Genomic DNA, 22,544 nt, shown 5'->3' with positions numbered 1-22,544 from the left:
GAGTATGCCGCAGCTATGTGACCTTATACAGCCGGCAGGGAGGAGCGGATGCGAAACAGCGTGAGCCGCTTCGCATCCAGACGCTTAAACGAAGCAGAGCGACAGCGGTTCGGCGATGTAGGCCGGTTTGTCCGAGCCTTCGATCTCCAGGGTAGCGGTGGCCTTGAGCAGCCACTGGCCAGGTTTTTTCTCGGTCACTTCACCGAGGTCGACCTTGAGCCGAACTTTGGAATTGACCTTGACCGGCTGGATGAAACGCACGCTGTCCAGGCCGTAGTTGACCACCATCTTCACGCCTTGCGGCAGGATCAGGATGTCTTCCATCAGTTTGGGGATCAGCGACAACGACAGGAAACCGTGTGCAATGGTGCTGCCAAATGGCGTTTGCGCGGCTTTGACCGGGTCGACATGGATGAACTGGTAATCCCCGGTGGCTTCGGCGAACAGGTTGATGCGCTCCTGATCGATGGTGAGCCATTCGGAACGTCCGAGTTCCTTGCCGACATAATCTTTGAGCTCTGCAACTGGAACATAGGGCATTGAGACTCTCCTTGGGTTCATCGGTTTTATAGTTTTTCAGGTGGGGGATTTGACCGCCCTGCGAACCACTGTAGATCATCATGGCGATTTGCTCAGGTCAACCGACCATGCTTTTGGCGAATGCCGATCCATAGCGCAGGCGTGCTTATAATGCCGACGACTTGCGGGTTGGAAAGTAAGACGGAGATGACGGATGTTGCTACGCGGCCTGACGTGGCTGGTGCTGTTTCAATTGCTCGGCACGGCCCTCAATCATTTGCTGTTGCCGGTGCTGCCGGGGCCGATCATCGGCCTTTTGCTGTTGCTGGTATTCCTGATCGTACGTGGTGAAGTCGGCGAACCGCTGAACCTCGCCGCTGGTAGCCTGTTGCGTTATCTGCCGTTGCTGCTGGTGCCGCCGGCGGTGGGCGTGATGGTGTATGCCACGGCGATTGCCGCGGATTTCTGGGCCATCGTCGGGGCGTTGGTGGTGTCGCTGATTCTGTCGATGGCCTTCGCCGGGGTGCTGATGCAGCGCCTGGTCAAGCGTCACGCGCCGCATTCGGAGGAGTCCTGATGCTGTTCGACTGGCAAGGTGCCTGGGCTTCGGTGATTCACCATCCCCTGTTCGGCATCGGCATCACCCTCGGTGCTTATCAACTGGTGCTGGCGGCGTTCGAGAAAACCCGCTGGATTTTCCTGCAACCGGTGCTGGTCTCGATGCTGCTGGTGATCGGCGTGCTGGTCGGCTGCGGGCTGACTTACGCCGAGTACCGCAAGAGCACCGAGATCCTCAGCATTCTGCTGGGCCCGGCAACCGTGGCGCTGGCGGTGCCGCTGTATCTGAATCTGCGACGCATCCGCCAATTGTTCTGGCCGATTTTTACTACGCTGGTGATAGGCGGCGTGGTCGCCACGGGCATGGGTGTGGCGCTGGGCTGGTGGTTCGGTGCCGATCATATGATCCTGATGACCATGGCGCCCAAGTCGGTGACCTCGCCGATCGCCATGCTGGTGGCCGAGCAGATCGGTGGCGTCGCGGCGCTGGCCGCAGTGTTTGTGTTGATCACCGGGGTGATCGGCGCGATCTTCGGCCCGGCGTTGCTGACTCGTCTCGGCGTGCACAGCCCGGAGGCGCGGGGTATGGCGCTGGGTATGACGGCGCATGCGGTCGGCACATCGGTGGCTTTGCAGGAAAGCGATGAGTGCGGCGCCTTCGCGGCGCTGGCGATGAGTCTGATGGGCGTGGCCACGGCGGTGTTCCTGCCGTTGGCGGTGTCGATGGTGGTGTAAGGAAATGTCTATGAGTCTGCCGCTTTTTCCGCTGAACACGGTGCTGTTTCCCGGCTGCAATCTGGATTTGCAGATCTTCGAGGCGCGCTACCTGGACATGATCGGCCGCTGCATGAAACAGGGCGGCGGGTTCGGCGTGGTGTGCATCCTGGAAGGCAGCGAAGTCGGCGTCGCGCCGGAAGGTTTCGCCATGGTCGGCTGCGAAGCGCGCATCACTGATTTTCAGCAGCAGAACAACGGATTGCTGGGCATTCGGGTGCAGGGTGGGCGCCGCTTCATCGTGCAGCGCACCGACGTGCAACGTGATCAACTGATCGTGGCCGAGGTCGAGTGGCTGGACGAAGAACCCGAGCAGCCGTTGCAGGATGAGGACGCTGATCTGGTTGCGCTGCTCAAGGCCCTCGCCGAGCACCCGATGGTCGAGGCACTGAACATGGGCATCGAAGCGGCGGGGCAGCAATCCCTGGCCAATCAGCTGGCGTATCTGTTGCCATTTGCCGAAGAGGACAAGATCGATCTGCTGCAACTCGATGATCCGCAGCAGCGACTGGATGCGATCCAGGCGCTGCTCGACGAGTTGCAGGGCGAGTTGTTCGCTTGAAACTCGGCCGGCCCGGTTATTCGGGCCAGACAATGTCGTTGGCGAACCACTCCTTGCCCTGATCCAGTCTCAGTATCGGCTTGCCTGCCTGGGCAACCTTGTCGATCAGATCGTCGTATTCATGCCGGTTGAAGGCGCCGCTGTGGGTGCGTTCTTCGATGGAGTGGCTGAAATAGCCGCTTTGCGCCTGTTCGCCAATGTCATCGACGTTCGCTGCACGAGTGAAGGTCGAGTCGAGCAGCCAGAGGCGCTGCGATTCGATGCCGCGCCTGGACGTTGAAATCAGTGCTTCGAGTTCGTCATCGGGAAACCAGGTGCCTTTCCTCGTTGCGGCGTTATTGAGGAAGAGGTTCTCCTCTCTCAGGACGACTTCCATTTTTCGCGTATCGATCACGTAGGCAAACGCGAACTGCTGATTGTGCCGGAGGGTGTCGTAATTACGCTCGTCATCCAGTTCCACATCGGACACCTCGGACCACTCGTTGTCTGACTCTCCCGATTCGACGTCCGGCTCGCCAGGCTTCCTGCCGGGGTACTTGTTCTTCTGATTGTTGTAGCGCAGGTATTCCGGATCAGGGGACTTGGTGCCGCGCCCGGCGTATCCCCTGACAAGTTCAAGGCTGATGGTGGCACTGATCGGTTTCTCCGTCGTCGCGCCACGGGGGTGCTTCAAGCGTGGCAACATCCGGCCGTCATTGTAGAACTCGAAAGGTGTGCGCTCGTCACCCCGGAACAGCGCAGGGATGTCCGTGCGGTACAGGCTGTCACTGCTGTTGCGCAAGTAGCCCAGCTTCGCAAGGAACCCGTCGAGAAAATTCCGGCTGACGCTTTCGTCGAAGTCGCCCAGTCCATGGTGCACGAGCTTGCCGATTCGCAAGGGCTGCAATAGCGGTTCGATTTCCTGGTAGAGCGCATCGAAACGGGTCGGGTCGTTGGCATCCAGTGTTCGCAACTTGTGACTTTCCGCCCATGCGGGCAGAGACCGGGGATCGGCATTCAGGTCGTCGCGCAACCGGACGTGTTGACGGGGTGAAAGGTTGTAGGCACGCAGCCACACGACCCGCTCACCGTGGGTCATCTGCGGGTATAACCGCTTGAAATGTCCGTCCAGCAGTTCTGTGGTTGCTGCCCTCAATTGCGCCGGGAAAGGTTCGGGTGAAAATTGCTTTTGCGGCACAGTCGGTTCACCGCCAGTGCCAGCTGCATGCTGTCGTTTCAACGGGTTGGACGTGCTCCATGTCGACTCTCCGGCGTTCCTGTAGAGAATCGGGCCCGGTGCAAGCTTCTTGTATAGATCCATTACCCGATAGGCGTTCAGGTTTGTGTCGAATTCGACGTACACCGTGCCGGTGCCTTTCACATCGACGAATTGGCGACCGACGATGTAACGCAGGCCTTCTTCGTTGGCAGGCTGCAGGTTACGCAGCAATGCCGGGTTCAAAAGGTAGCTGTTCAGTCCGCTCGCTGGGGCGCGGGGAAGGCCCGGCAAATCCGAAATGTCGACCTTCGGCAGTTCGGGAGTTGCCTGACCCGATGGCGTGTGCGTCGGGTTGGTGTCTCGCGGTACGGTCGGGCCTGATGATGAATGTGGCGGTTGCAGGTCTGGCGCCGGCGTTCGCAATCGAGGTGGTTGAATGTTCGGATCGTCGGGTGTATTGACCCGTGGCGGAGTGAGCTGTGACGGTGGTTTCGGTCGCATGGTGTCAGTCCTTGACGATGACCAGGTGCCCGATCGGTATCGAGCGGGAGGGGGCACTTTCCGTGTGCCACAGGTCGGTGTCGACGTTGTATGAAATCTTGCCGGCGGCGGTGCCGCGCAGACCAATGTTGCGAACCGGTACCTCGGCGGTCTCCAGTTCGTCACGTTGTTGATGGTCCCGAACCTCTTGGGCGATGGCTTGAACCGATGAATAGGTTCGCGCATCGATGGCACAGAGGCCGATGACTTCGAACAAGGCGTTGATCCGATAACGGTTCCCGGAGGTGACCACCACCTCGATGGTTTCCAGCGGCAGTGCCGGATCGTTGCTGTCCGGCAGGTGAACATGAATGCTGCCGATGGTCAGCAGATTGTCTTTGATGGAGAGATCGCTGTGGGTGACCGGGTCCTGAAGATGTTGCGTGTGAATGTGCCAGGTGGATGAACCCGAGACGCGGGCATCGGCATCTGCTGTGGACAGCCGGATGGAGGTATGGCTGGCGGGAAACAACTCATAGGTTGAAGAGCGTCCTTCCAGCCAGTAGGTCGAGTTGTGTTCGGCCGCTCTGAAGTCGATTCGCTGGGAGGTTGCCTTCAAGGTACGCTTTTCGACGGAAGGCCTGACGAAAGTGTACTGACCTGCACGCTTGTGCAACGAGGCGGGGCTTTGAATCAGGCGGTAGCCCGGGTTTCTTGCATCGTCGTGAGACGAGTTGTCGGGAAAACCGAGGTGATAGGACACACCATCGCGCATGACCAGCGTCAAGGAGTGATTCATTTGCCAGCCGGAGGTCATGATCCCGGCACCCCTGTCACTTTTCCTGCCAGGTTTTTCTATCACTGCGCCATGCAACGAGAGCAGGCCACCTGCGTTGTGGAAAGTGATGGTGAAGTGGACATTCGTGTAGCTGAGAAATGTGAATGCGTTTGGCTCTGATTTTGCGACAACGTAGACGGCGCGTACTTCGTTGATTTCCGTGCTGTCATAGTCGACATAAAGCGTGCTGTGAGTCGGTTTGTTGCGTTGCCTGGCCGTCAGGGGCTTGTTATAGGGCTGGCGCGGAATGAAGTAGTGCGAATGCGCTTTATCCGAAAGGTGGTAGGGACCGCCATTGACCTGTACGGGGGAGGTCTTTGCCGCGCCGGGGTTGATGACGGTGACGCTGACAGGCAGGTCTGCCAGGTCTGGCGTTTCAGCCGGCCATGCAGGCTGCAAGTGGTAGCCATCCTGGGTAATGAATACCCATTTGTCATTGCGCAGCGAGCGTTTGCCGTCGGCTGTTCGATACACCGCCTCCAGCGCGAGCTCGCGTTGCGGTGACCGGGGATGATCGTCGCACAGTGACTCGATGACCAGGGCGTCAGCACGGATATACCAGCGCTGGATGGCTTCCAGGGGTATGCCCAGATACACCTTGCTCGGTTCCTCGCCGTCTTCGCTGATGGAAACCCTGCGGCTGGTCGCGTTGATGTAATAGGTGTCGTTGCCGCGGCCACCGTCAACGCTGCCAAAGATGCCGTTAAGGGAAATCTGGTCGTCGCCGGCACCGGCATCGACATGGTCATCGCCATTGGCGGTAATGATGTCTGCCTGATCGGATCCGGTCACGCGATTGACCGCGCCGGCGAGTGTCTCGACCTTTTCGATGGACTTGAGCGTCGAGTGCAGCACCGGCTCGAGTTTCGGGTCCACGGGACGCAACAACAGCTTGCCGCTTTTCAGATCAATGTCATAGCCGAGATGGCGCGGTGGGTCGGGGATGTGATCCAGGTGCTGGTGGGTACCTTGCAGCCATAACAGGTCGATACCGTCCCCTCCTGACAGTTCGCCGGCCTTGAGCGGATCGTATGAAAGTGCTTCGGATGCCGACTGAAAGAGAAAGGAGTCACCCTTGTCGCCGCCCTGCAGCACTTTCCTGCCGCTGCCGTAGCTGAAGAAATTGGCCTTGTTGCGCACGCCCTGGACAGTGTCATGACCGCTGCCGAGATTCCAGAACACGCCCTTGGCCGGATCACTCTTTGATCTGGAAATGATGGAGTCCGAGGTCGGCAGACCATCCTTTGCATCGTAGACGTCATCGGTGTCAACGACGACCGGCAGGTGTTCAGTCTTGTACGGCGATTCGCCCTTTTTCCACTCGTAGTAATAGATACGAGTGGGCTGCGACTTGACCTCGAACCGGCCATTGACGATCACGTCGACGCTCTCCCTGAACTCACTGTTCAGCCAGCCGAGGCTGCGGGTCTTCAGGGCTTTGGCGTAGTCAGCGGTGGTCTTGGCAATCAGGTAGCGATCCATCAATGCCTTGTCCTGATCCTGCCCGGTGAACGCGAACCAGCCGGCACGCCAGCGTTCGTTCACCGTCAGCTCTATGTAATCGTCGATGTCGTCGACGGCCCGCGCGGCGCCATAGATTTTCGCCCCGACAATCATGATCGCGGCGGCGGCAATGCCTACCGGACCTGCTGCCTGGAAGCCCGCCAAAGCTGCACAGCCAAGGGCCAGTGACAGTGCACCGCTGAAGACGCTCAGCCCGCCGGTAACATACAGATCCTGCGCTTCCTTGCCTTGGACCTTGGCCGCATCGTTGAAGGATTTGATGGCGGTATAGATGTCGAAGGGCAGAGTCAGCACACTGGCAATCAATCCGGCCGCGCGACACAGCCATTTGCCCATGGAGGTCTTGCCGAATTGTTCGAAGGCCATGGAACCCTGGCGGATCATTTGCTCGCCGGTCTTGCTCAGTGCGTATTCGACTCCCAAGGAAGTGATTTCCGAGATGCCTCCGCCCACGTTGATGAGTGCTTCAGCGGTGTCGCCTTTCTTCAGGGCGTCGATCGCACCGATGTAGGCGCTGTACAGTCCATACGCCTGCATCCCGACGCCCATGCTGGTCATTCCGCGGCTTTTGGCTTTGTCGACCCAGTCCGGCAAGTGTTCGGGTAACGGGTCTCGACGAATGTCGAGGCGTTGGGTGGCGTGCAGCAAATGGTTGATCTTGTTCATCGCCTCAGCGAATTCACCCGTGGGCATCTCGCGCATGAGCGGTGCCGCATCGGGAGAGCGCTGGGTCACGATCTCGTACAGGAGAGGCGGGATCTGCTGGTTCTCCGGCGAGGGAACGGCTCTCATCCGCTGTTCCATCTGCGCGGTGTCGAATTCCAGCGCATCGATGAACGCCTGGTCTGGCTCGGAAAAGTAGGTGTTGGTCACCGAGATGGCTTGCCCATCGACTCGGCCGCCCAAGGCTGCAAGCGTCTGGCGACTGACGCTGAACTCCCCGATGCGCAAGGGACCGAACAGGGCGTCCAGGTCCGTAAGCCCGGGTTTTTGCCCCGAGGGCTGAAGCACCGGCTCCAGGTGGATGTTCAGGTCGGATATTTTGATCGGAGCTGACGGTCGGTCAGCCCGGGAAAGATCGTTCGGTTGATTCATCAAAGTCATAGCTCTTTTCACAAGTCCGTTTGTGGTGCTGCTGCCGGAATGTGGCACGGGGCACGGACTTGTTCATGAGCTTTTGCTTTGCCAAATGTTTGCCGGTGCTCACCGTGCGACTTGCGCGCCGGAGAGCGTTGGCCGAAGGATTAATAGGCGTATCGCAACAGAGTGTGTGGCAAGTGTCGCAATACAAAAAAACCGAACAGAGCGACCAGTGCCGGCAATATCAGCCACCAGACTTTCTGCGGCATCGCGCCAAGGGGAACATGGCGTTGACTCAGCCACAGGCCCGCTGCGCAGACACAGGCGGCGAGCATCGCACCGGCCAGAACATCCGTTGGCCAGTGTGCGCCCAGATAGACCCGTGACAAGGCAATCGCCAGCGCGGGTATGCAGCCCAGCAATAGCCAGGTCAGGCGCAGTCGCGGTGGCTGCCCGCGTCCGGCCAGCACGGCGAGCGCCAGGAACAGCGCGAACGATCCGGATGCATGGCCGCTTGGCATGCTGTAGCTGGTGAGCGGATCGGTCAGGACTTCCGGGCGCACCCGGGCGAAAAACATCTTGGTGCCGGTGTTGGCCAGGGCCGTGACGAGCAGGGTGCCGCCCACGAAGATCGCGTGGCGCCACTGACGGCACAGCAACAGCAGCGCTGTCAGGAGGGCACTGAACAGCAGCATGTTGCGGAACTCACCGATCAGGGTGAAAACCACTGCCACCTCATCCAGCGCAGCGCTGCGGTGCTCCTGCACCAGGGTCATGACGCCCTGATCGAGGGCGGTCAGGTACGGGTAGCCGATGAACAGGCCGATCAGGATCAACAGGCTCATGCTGCTGATCCAGACCGTCGCCCGGCGATGACGGCGCAGGCTGCTGTTGGCGCTAAGGCCGACCATCACCGCGATGCTTGCGGCGACGATTCCGGCCTGCAGCCAGAAACCTTCCGGCAACGGCAGACGAATCGCCGCCCCGGTGGCCCAGCCTGGCAGCAGGTAGGCGAGGCTCCAGCCGGCCGCTGCCAGCAGACTCACGGCCGCGAAGCGCGGGAAGGGCATGTCGCACATCCCGGCGACCATCGGCAGCATCGGCCGCAGCGGGCCGATGAAACGTCCGACCAGCAGGCTGGCGATGCCGTAGCGCTGGAAATAGGTTTCCGCGCCAGCCATCCATTCCGGGTGATGGCGCAGGCCCGGCAGGCGCCGGATGTTCTGGTGGAAGTGGCGGCCGAGGAGGTATGAAATCACATCGCCGAGAATCCCGCCGAGGAAACCCAGCAACAGGGTTTCGCTCAACGACAGCGCTCCGCTGCCGGCCAGCACCGCCACGGCAAACAGCAGCACCGTGCCGGGCACGATCAACCCGGCAATCGCCAGACATTCCACGCAGGCCACGACAAACACTGCAGCGGCCAGCCACTGCGGATTGGCAGCCAGCCACCCGGTCACGCTATCGAGCCATGGGCCCATACAAACCACTCCATTTCATTGATGTCCCTGATCGGCGAGCCGAAGGGTGTGCATTCACAGCAGAAAATAATCGCGACCTTCGACCTGACCCCGGCGCAGCGGGTTCCGCGTACACCACAGGGCATAGGCGGCGTCGACGAAGCGATACATCAAGTGTTCGTCACGGCCATGGGGAATGCCCAGGCGGGTGGTCTGAATCACGTGAGTCGGCGCGGGGCCGGTGTCTTCCACCAGCAGAATTTCATGGTCGAAGCGCTTGGCATCCCACACCGGCACTTTCAGCCCCAGCGCCTTGCACAGCAGCGTCTGCCCGGCACACAGTTTCTGCGACGGACGCGGTCGCCCCTGAGCATCGGGGTTGTTCAGCAGCATCTGCGCCAGACTGGCCGGGCCGCTGATCTCATCGACCCACGGGTAGGCCGATTTGATCAGCACCGCATTGCCCGGACCCTGTGCGCTGAAGTTCAGCGAATCGCCGCCACGGGCGTAGTACATATAGATGTGGCCGCCGTCCAGAAACAAAGCCTTACGCTTTTCTGTGTAGCCGAGGGACGCGTGACTGCCTTTTTCTTCGCAGTAATACGCTTCGGTTTCGATGATCCGGGCGCTGAGCCACAAATCGCCGACGCGGTGGCGGATGACTTTGCCGAGCAGATCACGGGCCAGTGTCTGGGCGTCACGGTCGAAAAAGGTGTCCGCAAGGCCGACAGGCTGGCGCGCGGAGGTGGCGCGAACGGTCAGGTTGGACATGGCAAGCAGGGTTTATCCAGGCGGAGGAGGTCGTGATGATAACAATTCACGGCTTAATCCCGGCTGAACGTCGGCAAATCACCGTCCATTTCGACCATCCGCCCGTCACCGCTGTTAGTCCCGGGACGCGACAGCTATAATCTGCCGCTTTCCTCTTTGCCAAGACCCCAGCAGACCATGACTGAGTCCGTTCTTGACTACATGACCCGATTGGGTCGCGCCGCCCGCGAAGCCTCCCGCGTCATCGGCCGTGCCAGCACCGCGCAGAAAAACCGCGCCCTGCTGGCTGCCGCCAATGCTCTGGACGCCGCCCGCGCCGAGCTTGCGGCGGCCAATGAACAGGATCTGGCCGCCGGTCGCGCCAACGGTCTTGAGCCGGCACTGCTGGAGCGTCTGGAACTGACCCCGGCGCGCATCGACGGCATGATCGTCGGCCTGCGTCAGGTCGCAGCGCTGCCGGATCCGGTCGGTGCGATCCGCGACATGAGCTTCCGTCCGTCGGGCATTCAGGTCGGCAAGATGCGCGTACCGCTGGGCGTGATCGGGATCATCTACGAATCCCGTCCCAACGTGACCATCGATGCCGCGAGCCTGTGCCTGAAGTCCGGCAACGCGACCATCCTGCGCGGCGGTTCCGAAGCGATTCATTCCAACCGCGCGATTGCCGCCTGCATCCAGCGCGGTCTGGCCGAAGCCGAACTGCCGGCTGCCGTGGTGCAAGTGGTGGAAACCACCGACCGTGCCGCCGTTGGTGCTCTCATCACCATGCCGGAGTACGTCGACGTGATCGTGCCGCGCGGTGGCCGTGGCCTGATCGAGCGCATCAGCCGTGACGCCCGGGTACCGGTCATCAAGCATCTGGACGGCATCTGCCACGTCTATGTCAGCGAACACGCCGACCTGCCGAAAGCCCAGCGCATCGCCTTCAATGCCAAGACCTATCGCTATGGCATCTGCGGTGCGATGGAGACCTTGCTGGTCGATCAAAGTGTTGCGAAGGATTTCCTGCCGTCGATGGCCAAGCAGTTCCGCGAAAAAGGCGTCGAGCTGCGTGGTTGCGAACGCACCCGGGCGATCATCGAAGCCGTAGCGGCGACCGAAGAAGACTGGAACACCGAGTATCTGGCGCCGATTCTGTCGATCCGCGTGGTGGATGGCCTGGATCAGGCCATTGAACACATCAACCATTACGGCTCCCATCACACCGATTCGATCGTCAGCGAAAACCTCGCCGACACCCGCCAGTTCGTGGCTCAGGTCGACTCGGCGTCGGTGATGATCAACACCCCGACCTGCTTCGCCGACGGATTCGAATACGGATTGGGTGCCGAGATCGGCATTTCTACTGATAAGCTGCACGCCCGTGGCCCGGTGGGCCTCGAAGGACTGACCTGCGAGAAGTACATCGTGGTCGGTGATGGCCAGTTGCGCGGCCAGGCGACGGTCTGACTTGTCCGACCTCGACCTGAAAGCACCGAAACCCGGCAAGAAGTCCCGTCCTCGGCGCATTGGCGTACTGGGCGGGACGTTCGACCCGGTGCACGTCGGCCATTTGCGCGGCGCGCTAGAAGTCGCCGAAGCGCTGGGGCTCGATGAGCTGCGCATGATGCCCAGCGCCCGGCCGCCGCACCGCGATACGCCGCAGGTGTCGGCGCAGGACCGGCTGGCAATGGTTGAATGTGCGGTGGCCGGTGTGCCGCCGCTGGTGGTGGACGCCCGCGAATTGCAGCGGGACAAACCGTCCTGGACCATCGATACCCTGGAGTCGCTGCGTGCCGAAATGGCCGCCGAGACCCAGGTTTTTCTGCTTCTGGGCTGGGACGCATTTTGCGGCCTGCCCACTTGGCACCGCTGGGAAGAGTTGCTCCAGCATTGCCACATCCTGGTGCTACAGCGCCCGGACGCCGACAGCGAACCGCCGGATGCCTTGCGCAACCTGCTGGCAGCGCGTTCGGTGAGCGACCCGCTGGCCCTGAAGGGGCCGAGCGGACAGATTGCATTCGTCTGGCAGACACCGCTCGCGGTTTCCGCCACCCAGATCCGTCAACTGCTGGCCAGCGGTAAGTCGGTACGTTTCCTGGTGCCCGACGCGGTCCTGGCCTACATCGATGCGCACGGTCTGTACCGTGCGTCGAACTGAACAAGGCGTGCTTCACTGATACGAATCCACGTGTCGCAAAGCCGCCGAAAATATGAGCAAAACGAGTTTTATATGACTGACAAAGACCAAACCAAAGTAAAGCGCAAAGGCACATTCAAGAGCGCCCCGCTGCCAGAACCGGTCAACACCAACGAACCGCTGAAGGGCGACGAACTGGTCAAGGTGGCCGTTGCAGCCCTGGAAGACGTCAAGGCCCAGGACATCCAGATCATTGATGTGCGCGACAAGCAGAGCATCACCGACTACATGATCATCGCCACCGGTACTTCCAACCGCCAGATCAACGCGATGCTGGACAAGGTTCGCGAAGAGGTCAAAAAGAACGGCGCCAGGCCGCTGGGTGAAGAAGGCAAGGGCGACAGCGACTGGGTGCTGCTGGACCTGGACCTGGTGATCGTGCACATGATGACTGCCTCGGCACGTCAGTTCTACGACCTGGAGCGCCTGTGGGCCGGTGCCGAGCAAAGCCGTGCGGCAGATGCCAAGCACCACAGCCCGGAAAACACCCACGAGCACTTCACCAAGCTCAACAAAGACCAGCTGTAAGGGATTGCTGTGCGACTGCGACTGATCGCCGTCGGTTCACGCATGCCCAAGTGGGTGGAAGAAGGCTGGCATGAGTATGCCAAGCGTCTTCCGTCCGAGCTGGCGCTGGAACTGGTGGAAATTCCGCTCAATACCCGTGGCAAGAACGCCGACGTGGCCCGCTTCATCCGTCAGGAAGGCGAAGCCATGCTGGCCAAGGTCGGGCCGAACGAGCGGATCGTCACCCTCGAAGTTCATGGCAAGCCGTGGAGCACCGAGCAACTGGCGGTCGAACTCGATCGCTGGCGCCTGGACTCGCGCACGGTCAACTTCATGGTCGGTGGCCCGGAAGGGCTGGCGCCGGAAGTCTGTGCCCGCGCGGATCAGCGCTGGTCGTTGTCGCCGCTGACGCTGCCGCACCCGCTGGTGCGCATCCTCATCGGCGAGCAGTTGTATCGTGCCTGGACCGTGTTGTCCGGCCACCCTTACCACAAGTAATCCGCCCTCATGTCTCAGCCGATCCGCATCAAGGACCACGAAAAAGACGCCCGTCTGGTGCGTGGTCGCGTCGTGTTCGGCGCAATTGCGGTGGTGGCGCTGATCTGCGTGCTGATTGCGCGGCTGTATTACCTGCAGGTGATTCAGTACGAATATCACTCGACCCTGTCGGAAAACAACCGGGTTCACGTTCAGCCGATCCCGCCGACCCGTGGCCTGATTTTCGACCGCAACGGCGTGGTGGTGGCGGACAACCGTCCGAGCTTCAGCCTGAGCATGACCCGCGAGCGCTCCGGCGACTGGCAACAGGTGCTCGACGTGATCGTCGAGGTGCTGGAGCTGACGCCGGAAGACCGGGTGATCTTCGAGAAACGCATGCGTCAGGGCCGCCGGCCGTTCGAGCCGGTGCCGATCCTGTTCGAGCTGAGCGAAGAGCAGATCGCCCGGATCGCGGTGAACCAGTTCCGCCTGCCGGGCGTCGAGGTGGTCGCGCAACTGGTCCGTCATTACCCGCAGGGTGCGCACTTCGCGCACTCGGTGGGTTACATGGGGCGGATCAACGAGAAAGAGCTCAAGACTCTCGATCCGGTCAACTACAGCGGCACCCACCACATCGGCAAGACCGGCATCGAGCGCTTCTATGAAGCCGAGCTGCACGGTCAGGTGGGTTACGAAGAGGTCGAGACCAACGCCCGTGGCCGCGTCCTGCGCGTGCTCAAGCGTACCGATCCGGTGCCGGGCAAGGACATTGTCCTGAGCCTCGACATCAAATTGCAGGAAGCCGCCGAGGCTGCGCTGGGCGGTCGTCGTGGCGCGGTGGTGGCGCTCGATCCGAAAACCGGCGAGGTGCTGGCGATGGTCAGCCAGCCGAGCTTCGACCCGAACCTGTTCGTCACCGGCATCAGCTTCAAGGCTTACGCCGAGCTGCGTGATTCGATCGACCGGCCACTGTTCAACCGCGTGTTGCGCGGTCTGTACCCGCCGGGTTCGACGATCAAGCCGGCGGTCGCGATTGCCGGTCTCGACGCGGGCGTGGTGACGGCATCGAGCCGGGTGTTCGACCCCGGTTACTACATGCTGCCCAACTACGATCACAAATACCGCAACTGGAACCGCACCGGGGACGGCTTCGTCGACCTCGACACGGCGATCATGCGGTCCAACGACACCTATTTCTATGACCTGGCGCACAAGCTGGGCATCGACCGGTTGTCGGCCTACATGAACAAGTTCGGCATCGGCCAGAAGGTCTCGCTGGACATGTTCGAAGAATCCCCCGGCCTGATGCCGTCCCGCGAGTGGAAACGCGCCACTCGCAAACAGGCGTGGTTCCCTGGCGAAACCCTGATTCTCGGGATCGGCCAGGGCTACATGCAATCGACTCCGCTGCAACTGGCCCAGGCCACGGCGCTGGTGGCCAACAAGGGCGTGTGGAACCGTCCGCACCTGGCCAAATCCCTCGAAGGCGTGAAGCCGGTGGATGAGAATCCGATGCCGGACATCATCCTGCGCGATCCGTCGGACTGGACCAAGGTCAACCATGGCATGCAACAGGTGATGCACGGTGCACGGGGTACGGCGCGTAAAGCGGCCATCGGCGCGCAATACCGGATCGCCGGCAAGTCGGGTACGGCGCAGGTCGTGGCGATCAAGCAAGGTGAAAAGTACGACCGCTCCAAGGTTCAGGAGCGCCACCGCGACCACGCCTTGTTCGTCGGTTTTGCGCCGGCGGATGACCCGAAAATCGTGGTGTCGGTGATGGTCGAAAACGGTGAGTCCGGTTCCGGCGTCGCGGCACCGGTGGTGCGGCAGGTCATGGATGCCTGGCTGCTGGATCAGGACGGACGGTTGAAGGCCGAATACGCCAGCCCTATCAGTGCGGAGGCTACGGCCCGTGATGAATAATTTCGATCGCATGCTCTCCAGCGAGGATGTGATGCGTCGCCGGGCGACGCTGCTGCAACGTTTGCATATCGACGGCCCGTTGCTGGTGCTGCTGTTGATTCTCGCGGCCGGCAGCCTGTTCGTGCTGTACTCGGCCAGCGGCAAGAGCTGGGATCTGCTGGCCAAACAGGCCACGTCGTTCGGCATCGGTCTGGTGTCGATGATCGTCATCGCGCAGTTCGAGCCAAGGTTCATGGCGCGCTGGGTGCCGCTGGGCTACGTGATCGGGGTGGTGCTGCTGCTGGTGGTGGACATCATGGGCCACAACGCCATGGGCGCGACCCGCTGGATCAACATTCCCGGGGTGATCCGCTTCCAGCCCTCGGAATTCATGAAGATCCTGATGCCGGCGACCATCGCCTGGTACCTGTCCAAACGCACGCTGCCGCCGCAGCTCAAGCATGTCGGCATCAGTCTGCTGCTGATCGGCGTGCCGTTCGCCCTGATCGTGCGTCAGCCGGATCTGGGCACTTCGCTGCTGATTCTGGCCGGCGGCGCCTTCGTACTGTTCATGGGCGGGTTGCGCTGGCGCTGGATTCTCAGCGTACTGGCGGCGGCGATTCCGGTGTCGGTGGCCATGTGGTTCTTCATCATGCACGACTACCAGAAGCAGCGGATCCTGACGTTCCTCGACCCGGAAAGCGATCCGCTGGGCACCGGCTGGAACATCATCCAGTCGAAAGCCGCCATCGGTTCCGGTGGCGTATTCGGCAAGGGCTGGCTGTTGGGCACCCAGTCGCACCTGGACTTCCTGCCGGAAAGCCACACCGACTTCATCATTGCCGTACTCGGCGAAGAGTTCGGCCTGGTGGGCATTTGCGCGTTGCTGCTGATCTATCTGTTGCTGATCGGTCGTGGCCTGGTGATTACCGCCCAGGCCCAGACGCTGTTCGGCAAATTGCTGGCCGGCGCTCTGACCATGACGTTTTTTGTTTACGTTTTCGTCAACATCGGTATGGTCAGTGGCCTGTTGCCGGTGGTGGGGGTGCCGTTGCCGTTCATTAGCTACGGCGGAACTTCGCTGGTGACGCTGCTGTCAGCGTTTGGGGTTTTGATGTCGATCCATACCCATCGCAAGTGGATCGCACAGGTTTGAATAAGGTGAAGAGTTCAATGCAAGTAATGCGTGACTGGGCGACACGATACGCACCGTGGCTCGGCCTGGTAGGCATCCTTGGCAGCGCGCAGGAAGCGTTGGCCGGCGATTACGAAGGCTCGCCCCAGGTGGCCGAATTCGTCGGTGAAATGACCCGCGACTACGGTTTCGCCGGCGAACAGCTGATGGCCGTGTTCCGCGAGGCCCAGCGCAAGCAGGCGATTCTCGACGCCATTTCCAAACCCGCCGAACGGGTCAAGCAGTGGAAAGAATACCGGCCGATGTTCATCACCGACGCGCGCATCGCCCGCGGTGTAGACTTCTGGCGCCAGCACGAGGCCACCTTGGCCCGCGCCGAGCAGGAATACGGCGTTCCGGCCCAGGTGATCGTGTCGATCATCGGCGTTGAGACCTTTTTCGGACGTAATACCGGCAATTACCGGGTGATCGATGCCTTGTCCACGCTGGGTTTCGACTATCCTCCCCGTGCCGAATTTTTCCGCAAGGAGCTGCGAGAGTTCCTGCTGCTGGCGCGCGAAGAGCAGGTCGACCCACTGACCCTCAAGGGTTCCTACGCCGGGGCGATGGGTCTGCCGCAGTTCATGCCGAGCAGTTTTCGCGCCTACGCGGTGGATTTCGACGGCGACGGCCACATCAATATCTGGAACAACCCGGATGATGCGATCGGCAGCGTCGCCAGCTATTTCAAGCGTCACGGCTGGGTCGCCGGTGAACCGGTGGTCAGTCGCGCGGATGTACGCGGTGAACAGGTGGATGAAGGCCTGACCACCGGTATCGAGCCGACGAAAACCGTCGGGGAGTTGCGAGCGCTGGGCTGGTCGAGTCATGATGCGCTGCGCGATGACATGCCGGTCACCGCATTCCGCCTCGAAGGCGACAATGGCCCGGAATACTGGATGGGCCTGAAGAATTTCTACGCGATCACGCGTTATAACCGCAGCGTGATGTACGCCATGGCCGTACATCAACTGTCTGAACAGCTGGTACAAGCACGGGGCGTCAAGTAATGCGGGCATTGCCTATCAATAAACCCCTGAAGCTGGTGGCTTTCGCTGCGTTGGCGGTGCTGGTCGCCAGTTGTTCGACCAGTCGTTCGCCGAGCCAGAAGCCGACCACTGCCGTTCGTTCGCAGCCGGGCCTGGACATCAACCGGGCCCACAAGGATGGCGCGCCGTGGTGGGACGTCGACGTATCGCGCATCCCGGACGCCACACCGACCCTGCACACCGGCCCGTACAAGGCCAACCCGTACACCGTGCTGGGCAAGACCTACTTCCCGTTGCAGGAATCCAAGACTTACGTGGCCTCCGGCACCGCGTCCTGGTACGGCACCAAGTTCCACGGTCAGAACACCGCCAACGGCGAGGTCTACGACCTGTACGGCATGAGTGCCGCCCACAAGACATTACCGCTGCCGAGTTACGTTCGGGTGACCAACCTGGACAACAACAAGAGCGTGATCCTGCGGGTCAATGACCGCGGGCCGTTCTACTCGGACCGGATCATCGACCTGTCCTACGCCGCCGCGAAGAAGCTCGGTTATGCCGAAATCGGTACCGCGCGGGTCAAGGTCGAGGGCATCGACCCGCAACAATGGTGGGCCGCCAAGGGCCGTCCGGCGCCTTTGATGCTCAACGAGCCGCAAGTCGCGCAGAATAGCGCCCCGGTGATCACGGCCTCGGCCGGCACCGTCGAGCAATGGACTCCGCCGCCGCAGCAGCACGCCGCGGCCGTCGTGCCGGTTCAGCTCGATGCAAAAAAAAACGCTTCTGCACCAGCGTCTGGCCAGTATCTGCAGGTGGGCGCGTTCGCCAACCCGGACGCTGCAGAACTCCTGAGGTCGAAGCTCAGCGGGATGGTGAGCGCTCCGGTGTTCATCAGCTCGATCGTGCGCAATCAGCAGACCCTGCACCGGGTTCGCCTGGGACCGATCGGTTCACCGGGTGAAATTGCCCAGGTACAGAACAGCGTGCGCTTGGCCAACCTGGGTTCGCCAAGTGTGGTCACCGAGTAAACGTAGGACTTGATTGACGGTTCACCAGCGATTGGGGGGTGAACCAGGTTGTTGGCTCGTCGAAAAACAAAAGCCCGGCAAGGGTGACTGGAGTGAGCAACTGAACACGCGATGGCCCGTTAGAAAGCCATCTGATTAATTTTGCCCGCAAGGGCAGTTTCCATTAGCGATTTCGAGAGACGGATGAACATCACCACCTTTGCCAAACGCCTGTGTCTGCTAGTCCCGCTGCTCCTCTCGCCTGCCGCGTTCGCGGCCGAGATGATGCCGTCGCCACCACAACTGGCCGCCAAATCCTACGTGCTCATGGATGCCAACAGCGGCAACGTGCTGGTGGAGAACAACGGTGACCAGCGCCTGCCACCGGCCAGCCTGACCAAACTGATGACCGCGTACATCGCCACGCTGGAAATCCGTCGCGGCCAGATCGGTGAAAACGACCCGGTGACCGTCAGCGAAAACGCCTGGCGCACCGGCGGTTCGCGGATGTTCATCAAGGTCGGCTCGCAAGTCACTGTCAGCGACCTGCTGCACGGCATCATCATCCAGTCCGGTAACGACGCCAGCGTCGCGGTGGCTGAACACATCGCCGGCAGCGAAGACGCCTTCGCCGACCTGATGAACAAGACCGTCGCCGATCTGGGCATGACCAATACCCACTTCATGAACCCGACCGGTCTGCCGAACCCCGAGCACTACTCGTCGGCTCACGACATGGCGATCTTGGCGCGCGCGATCATCCACGAAGACCCGGCTCACTACGCGATCTACTCGCAGAAAGAGTTCTTCTGGAACGGCATCAAACAGCCTAACCGCAACCTGCTGCTGTGGCGCGACAAGACCGTCGACGGTCTGAAAACCGGTCACACCGACGAAGCCGGCTACTGCATGGTGTCCTCGGCCGTACGTGACGGCATGCGCCTGATCGCCGTGGTGTTCGGCACCAACAGCGAAGTGGCCCGCGCCGCCGAGACCCAGAAGCTGCTGACCTACGGTTTCCGCTTCTTCGAAACCCAGACTTTCTACCAGAAGGGCACCGAACTGGCTCAGGCTCCGGTGTGGAAAGGCACCACCAGTCAAGTCAAGGCTGGCCTGGCACAAGACCTGACCATGACCCTGCCGAAAGGCCAGCTGAAGAAGCTCGCTGCCAGCATGACCATGAACCCGCAACTGACCGCGCCAATCGCCAAGGGCGACGTGATCGGTAAAGTCGAAGTGAAACTGGACGACAAGGTGGTGCACAGCGCCGACCTGATCGCCCTGGACGCTGTCGAGGAGGGTGGTATCTTCCGCCGCATGTGGGATAGCATCCGTCTATTCTTCTACGGCTTGTTCAACTGATTTGAGTTGACCTGCATGGCCCCGTTCCGATCCGGAGCGGGGCCTTGTTCGTTACCGGGCTTACGCTTACGAGGCCGTTACGCCATGACCGATACCGAAGTAAAGGCGCCAAAGATAGAATTTCCCCAGGTTGATTATCCGGTTAAGGTGATCAGCGATACGGGCGTCGGCAACAAAGACAAGATCATCGACATCGTCAAGAAACACGCCAGGATCAACGATGAGCGTGTGGACGAGCGTCAAAGCAGCAACGGCAAGTACACCACCATCCAGTTGCACATCGTCGCGACCGACCAGGATCAGCTGTACAACATCAACAGCGAACTGCGGGCTACCGGTTTCGTGCACATGGTGCTGTGATGCCGGGCACGCTGGGCTTTCGCGAGCTTGGCCAGATGGCTTACGAGCCGGTCTGGCAGGCCATGCAACGTTTTACCAACGAGCGTGGCACCACGGCCCCGGACGAAATCTGGCTGGTCGAACACCCGCCGGTGTTCACCCAGGGCCAGGCCGGCAAGGCCGAGCACCTGTTGCTGCCGGGGGATATTCCGGTGGTGCAGGTCGACCGCGGCGGTCAGGTGACCTACCATGGCCCCGGCCAACTGGTGGCGTACCTGCTGCTGGACGTGCGCCGACTCGGCTTCGGCGTGCGCGATCTGGTCAGCCGCATGGAGCGCTGCCTGATCGAACTGCTGGCCAGCTACGGCGTGACCGCCGTGGCCAAGCCGGATGCTCCCGGCGTCTACGTCGACGGAGCGAAGATCGCTTCTCTGGGTTTGCGGATTCGCCGCGGTTGTTCCTTTCATGGCCTGGCCCTGAACGTGGACATGAACCTGGAGCCGTTTCGACGGATTAATCCCTGCGGCTATGCCGGGCTGGCGATGACCCAGCTGAGCGAGCACGCAGGATCGATTGAATTTGCCGAGGTAAGTGCCCGGCTGCGCGCGCAGCTCGTCAAACACCTCGACTATGCTGAGCAGACGACCCTGACGGGCGGAATCGACTGATATGACTACTGATGCAGTGCAAACCATGATCCCGACGCTCGACGTGACCGAGCGCCCGGCCCCGCGTCCCAAGGTTGAAGCCGGCGTCAAGCTGCGCGGCGCCGAGAAGGTTGCACGCATCCCGGTGAAGATCATTCCGACCACCGAACTGCCGAAGAAACCCGACTGGATCCGTGTGCGTATCCCGGTTTCGCCGGAAGTCGACCGCATCAAGAGCCTGCTGCGCAAGCACAAGCTGCACAGCGTCTGCGAAGAGGCGTCCTGCCCGAACCTGGGCGAGTGCTTCTCCGGCGGCACCGCGACCTTCATGATCATGGGTGACATCTGCACCCGTCGTTGCCCGTTCTGTGACGTTGGCCACGGTCGTCCGAAGCCACTGGACGTCAACGAGCCGGAAAGCCTGGCCATCGCCATTGCCGACCTGAAACTCAAGTACGTGGTAATCACCTCGGTTGACCGCGACGATCTGCGTGACGGCGGTGCCCAGCATTTTGCCGACTGCATCCGCGAAATCCGCAAACTGTCGCCGAACGTGCAGCTCGAGACCCTGGTCCCGGACTACCGTGGCCGCATGGACATCGCCCTGGAAATCACCGCGGCCGAGCCGCCGGATGTGTTCAACCACAACCTGGAAACCGTACCCCGCCTGTACAAGGCTGCGCGTCCGGGTTCGGACTACCAGTGGTCGCTGACCCTGCTGCAACGCTTCAAGCAGATGATGCCGCACATTCCGACCAAATCCGGCCTGATGCTGGGGCTGGGCGAGACCGACGACGAAGTCATCGAAGTCATGAAGCGCATGCGCGAACACGACATCGACATGCTGACCCTGGGTCAGTACCTGCAACCGTCTCGCAGCCACTTGCCGGTGCAGCGTTTCGTGCACCCGGACACCTTCGCCTGGTTCGCCGAGGAAGGTTACAAGATGGGCTTCAAGAACGTCGCGTCCGGCCCGTTGGTGCGTTCCTCGTACCACGCCGACGAGCAGGCGAAACTGGTCAAGGCCGAGCTGCTCGGTTCCTGATTCAGCGTTGAATGAAAAAATGCCCGCCGGGGTTTACCGCCCGGCGGGCATTTTTTTGCCTGGCTTACACTCGTTACTGACTTTTCCTGCAATCTGCGGCGCAGCCGAGCCTCTTCTGTTTGTCGCCGTTCCTGACTACTGTGTGAGCATGACTTTACACAGGGAGATCCATGGATGACCGTTCGACCGACCCACACCCTTTTTCCGCACAAGCCTGTGCCGGCGCTGCCGTCGGAAGGGCTGATAGGCGTCATAGCGCCCGCCGGTCCCGGTACGCTGGATACCGACAAGGCCGTTCAGTGGATGCGCGCCCGGGGTTACGGATTGCGGGTGTTCCCTGGCGTTTACGAGAAGGATGGCTATCTGGCCGGCAGCGACGAGGTGCGGCTTAACGATCTGCACGCGGCGTTCGCTGACGAGGAGGTCGATGCGATCATTTGCCTGCGTGGTGGTTACGGCACGCCAAGGTTGCTGGACCGGATCGACTACGACTTGCTGAGCCGCCATGCCAAGCCCTTCGTCGGTTACAGCGACATCACCGCGCTGCACCTGGCCATCAGTCGCTACGCCGGGTTCGTGACCTTTCACGGGCCACTGCTGAATGCCGACTTGCTGGGGGGCAAGGAACCGCCGACGGTGACGTCGTTCTTCGCCATGCTGCGCGGTCAGTTGAAGGCAGGGAGTGTGCTGAGTCATCCGGCGGCTTATCCGTTGACCACCGTGGAGCCCGGCGTTGCCCACGGGCGTTTGCTGGGGGGCAATCTGGCGATGATCGCCGCGACCCTGGGCACGCCTTACGAAATCGACGTCGAAGGGGTGATTCTGCTCATCGAGGACATCAACGAGCCGCTGTACCGGATCGACCGCTTGCTGACCCAGATGCGTCTGGCGGGCAAATTGGCCAGATTGCGCGGCGTGCTGGTCGGGGATGTAGCGGGCGTGGATGTCGAGGCCTTGAACCGCTTGCTCAAGCAGACCTTCGAACCGCTGCGGATCCCGGTGTTGTCCGGCTGGCGCAGCGGGCACTGCGATCCGAACCTGACGCTGCCGCTGGGGGCGCTGGTCCGACTGGATGCAGGGAAGAAGGAGTTGATGCTGGAGCAGGATGTGGTGATCAAAGCGTAGAGCCTGATCGCCTGATAGTCAGTC

Annotated in this window: 21 protein-coding genes; 16 read left to right on the top strand and 5 right to left on the bottom strand. The window is 61.2% G+C overall.

The features are described 5' to 3' along the window. Positions 1-84: 84 nt before the first annotated feature. Positions 85-540 (bottom strand): MaoC family dehydratase, encoded by a 456-nt coding sequence (locus KJY40_RS26720; RefSeq protein WP_007909575.1) that lies wholly within the window; start codon positions 538-540, stop codon positions 85-87. A gap of 193 nt (positions 541-733) precedes the next feature. On the opposite strand from KJY40_RS26720, the gene KJY40_RS26715 reads away from it, so the two are divergent. Genes KJY40_RS26715 through KJY40_RS26705 form a run of 3 tightly spaced genes read left to right on the top strand, consistent with a single transcriptional unit; the run spans position 734 to position 2,413 of the window. Next, positions 734-1,096 (top strand): CidA/LrgA family protein, encoded by a 363-nt coding sequence (locus tag KJY40_RS26715; RefSeq protein WP_085697620.1) that lies wholly within the window; start codon positions 734-736, stop codon positions 1,094-1,096. After that, positions 1,096-1,812, top strand: a complete 717-nt coding sequence (locus KJY40_RS26710) for an LrgB family protein (protein ID WP_007958637.1) — start codon at positions 1,096-1,098, stop codon at positions 1,810-1,812. Before KJY40_RS26715 ends, KJY40_RS26710 begins: the two co-directional genes overlap by 1 nt. A gap of 10 nt (positions 1,813-1,822) precedes the next feature. Next, positions 1,823-2,413, top strand: coding sequence for an LON peptidase substrate-binding domain-containing protein (locus KJY40_RS26705; protein WP_230733739.1), 591 nt, complete (start codon positions 1,823-1,825; stop codon positions 2,411-2,413). A 16-nt stretch (positions 2,414-2,429) separates the two neighbouring features. Here KJY40_RS26705 and KJY40_RS26700 read toward each other — a convergent pair whose 3' ends face one another. The 4 genes from KJY40_RS26700 to KJY40_RS26685 all read right to left on the bottom strand — a co-directional run bounded on the left by KJY40_RS26700 (position 2,430) and on the right by KJY40_RS26685 (position 9,764). Continuing rightward, a complete protein-coding gene (locus tag KJY40_RS26700) occupies positions 2,430-4,112 on the bottom strand; it encodes a hypothetical protein (RefSeq protein WP_230733737.1) in 1,683 nt (560 codons plus the stop codon). A 4-nt stretch (positions 4,113-4,116) separates the two neighbouring features. Beyond that, positions 4,117-7,548, bottom strand: coding sequence for a calcium-binding protein (locus tag KJY40_RS26695; RefSeq protein WP_230733727.1), 3,432 nt, complete (start codon positions 7,546-7,548; stop codon positions 4,117-4,119). A gap of 149 nt (positions 7,549-7,697) precedes the next feature. Next, positions 7,698-9,014 carry a bifunctional DedA family/phosphatase PAP2 family protein gene (locus KJY40_RS26690; protein ID WP_230733725.1) on the bottom strand — a complete coding sequence of 439 codons (1,317 nt, stop codon included), beginning with the start codon at positions 9,012-9,014 and terminating at the stop codon, positions 7,698-7,700. A gap of 54 nt (positions 9,015-9,068) precedes the next feature. Further along, the gene (locus tag KJY40_RS26685) at positions 9,069-9,764 is read right to left on the bottom strand and encodes a DNA-3-methyladenine glycosylase (protein WP_230733723.1); all 696 of its coding nucleotides are present in this window, start codon (positions 9,762-9,764) and stop codon (positions 9,069-9,071) included. A 177-nt stretch (positions 9,765-9,941) separates the two neighbouring features. On the opposite strand from KJY40_RS26685, the gene KJY40_RS26680 reads away from it, so the two are divergent. The 13 genes from KJY40_RS26680 to KJY40_RS26620 all read left to right on the top strand — a co-directional run bounded on the left by KJY40_RS26680 (position 9,942) and on the right by KJY40_RS26620 (position 22,520). After that, complete coding sequence (locus tag KJY40_RS26680) at positions 9,942-11,213, top strand: glutamate-5-semialdehyde dehydrogenase (protein ID WP_230733721.1); 1,272 nt, start codon at positions 9,942-9,944, stop codon at positions 11,211-11,213. Beyond that, the gene (nadD, locus tag KJY40_RS26675; protein ID WP_007958652.1) at positions 11,182-11,904 is read left to right on the top strand and encodes a nicotinate-nucleotide adenylyltransferase; all 723 of its coding nucleotides are present in this window, start codon (positions 11,182-11,184) and stop codon (positions 11,902-11,904) included. Before KJY40_RS26680 ends, nadD begins: the two co-directional genes overlap by 32 nt. A 72-nt stretch (positions 11,905-11,976) precedes the next feature. Beyond that, the gene (rsfS, locus tag KJY40_RS26670; RefSeq protein ID WP_230733719.1) at positions 11,977-12,471 is read left to right on the top strand and encodes a ribosome silencing factor; all 495 of its coding nucleotides are present in this window, start codon (positions 11,977-11,979) and stop codon (positions 12,469-12,471) included. Between the two features lie 9 nt (positions 12,472-12,480). Beyond that, positions 12,481-12,948, top strand: a complete 468-nt coding sequence (rlmH, locus tag KJY40_RS26665) for a 23S rRNA (pseudouridine(1915)-N(3))-methyltransferase RlmH (RefSeq protein WP_003185785.1) — start codon at positions 12,481-12,483, stop codon at positions 12,946-12,948. A 9-nt stretch (positions 12,949-12,957) separates the two neighbouring features. Then, the gene (gene mrdA, locus KJY40_RS26660; protein WP_230733717.1) at positions 12,958-14,853 is read left to right on the top strand and encodes a penicillin-binding protein 2; all 1,896 of its coding nucleotides are present in this window, start codon (positions 12,958-12,960) and stop codon (positions 14,851-14,853) included. A gap of 31 nt (positions 14,854-14,884) precedes the next feature. Continuing rightward, positions 14,885-15,988, top strand: a complete 1,104-nt coding sequence (rodA, locus tag KJY40_RS26655) for a rod shape-determining protein RodA (protein WP_052026248.1) — start codon at positions 14,885-14,887, stop codon at positions 15,986-15,988. A 17-nt stretch (positions 15,989-16,005) separates the two neighbouring features. Continuing rightward, positions 16,006-17,016: a lytic murein transglycosylase B gene (gene mltB / locus KJY40_RS26650; protein WP_007958658.1), complete on the top strand. Its 1,011-nt coding sequence runs from the start codon at positions 16,006-16,008 to the stop codon at positions 17,014-17,016. Further along, entirely contained in the window at positions 17,016-18,023 is a 1,008-nt protein-coding gene (locus tag KJY40_RS26645; RefSeq protein ID WP_011336096.1) for a septal ring lytic transglycosylase RlpA family protein, read from the top strand. The genes mltB and KJY40_RS26645 overlap by 1 nt, the downstream gene beginning before the upstream one ends. 183 nt (positions 18,024-18,206) lie before the next feature. Then, complete coding sequence (locus KJY40_RS26640) at positions 18,207-19,364, top strand: D-alanyl-D-alanine carboxypeptidase family protein (protein WP_011336095.1); 1,158 nt, start codon at positions 18,207-18,209, stop codon at positions 19,362-19,364. A gap of 84 nt (positions 19,365-19,448) precedes the next feature. After that, positions 19,449-19,724 (top strand): DUF493 domain-containing protein, encoded by a 276-nt coding sequence (locus KJY40_RS26635; protein ID WP_011336094.1) that lies wholly within the window; start codon positions 19,449-19,451, stop codon positions 19,722-19,724. Beyond that, complete coding sequence (gene lipB, locus KJY40_RS26630; protein WP_230733715.1) at positions 19,724-20,371, top strand: lipoyl(octanoyl) transferase LipB; 648 nt, start codon at positions 19,724-19,726, stop codon at positions 20,369-20,371. The genes KJY40_RS26635 and lipB overlap by 1 nt, the downstream gene beginning before the upstream one ends. A gap of 25 nt (positions 20,372-20,396) precedes the next feature. After that, on the top strand, positions 20,397-21,395 hold the full coding sequence (gene lipA / locus KJY40_RS26625; protein WP_162130488.1) for a lipoyl synthase: 999 nt from the start codon (positions 20,397-20,399) through the stop codon (positions 21,393-21,395). A gap of 174 nt (positions 21,396-21,569) precedes the next feature. Next, complete coding sequence (locus KJY40_RS26620) at positions 21,570-22,520, top strand: S66 peptidase family protein (RefSeq protein ID WP_230733713.1); 951 nt, start codon at positions 21,570-21,572, stop codon at positions 22,518-22,520. Positions 22,521-22,544 lie beyond the last annotated feature (24 nt).

The organism is Pseudomonas fitomaticsae (assembly GCF_021018765.1).
Lineage (GTDB): Bacteria > Pseudomonadota > Gammaproteobacteria > Pseudomonadales > Pseudomonadaceae > Aquipseudomonas > Aquipseudomonas fitomaticsae.
Note: the sequence above shows the minus strand (reverse complement) of the source record. Positions and strands in the feature narration are given on the sequence as shown.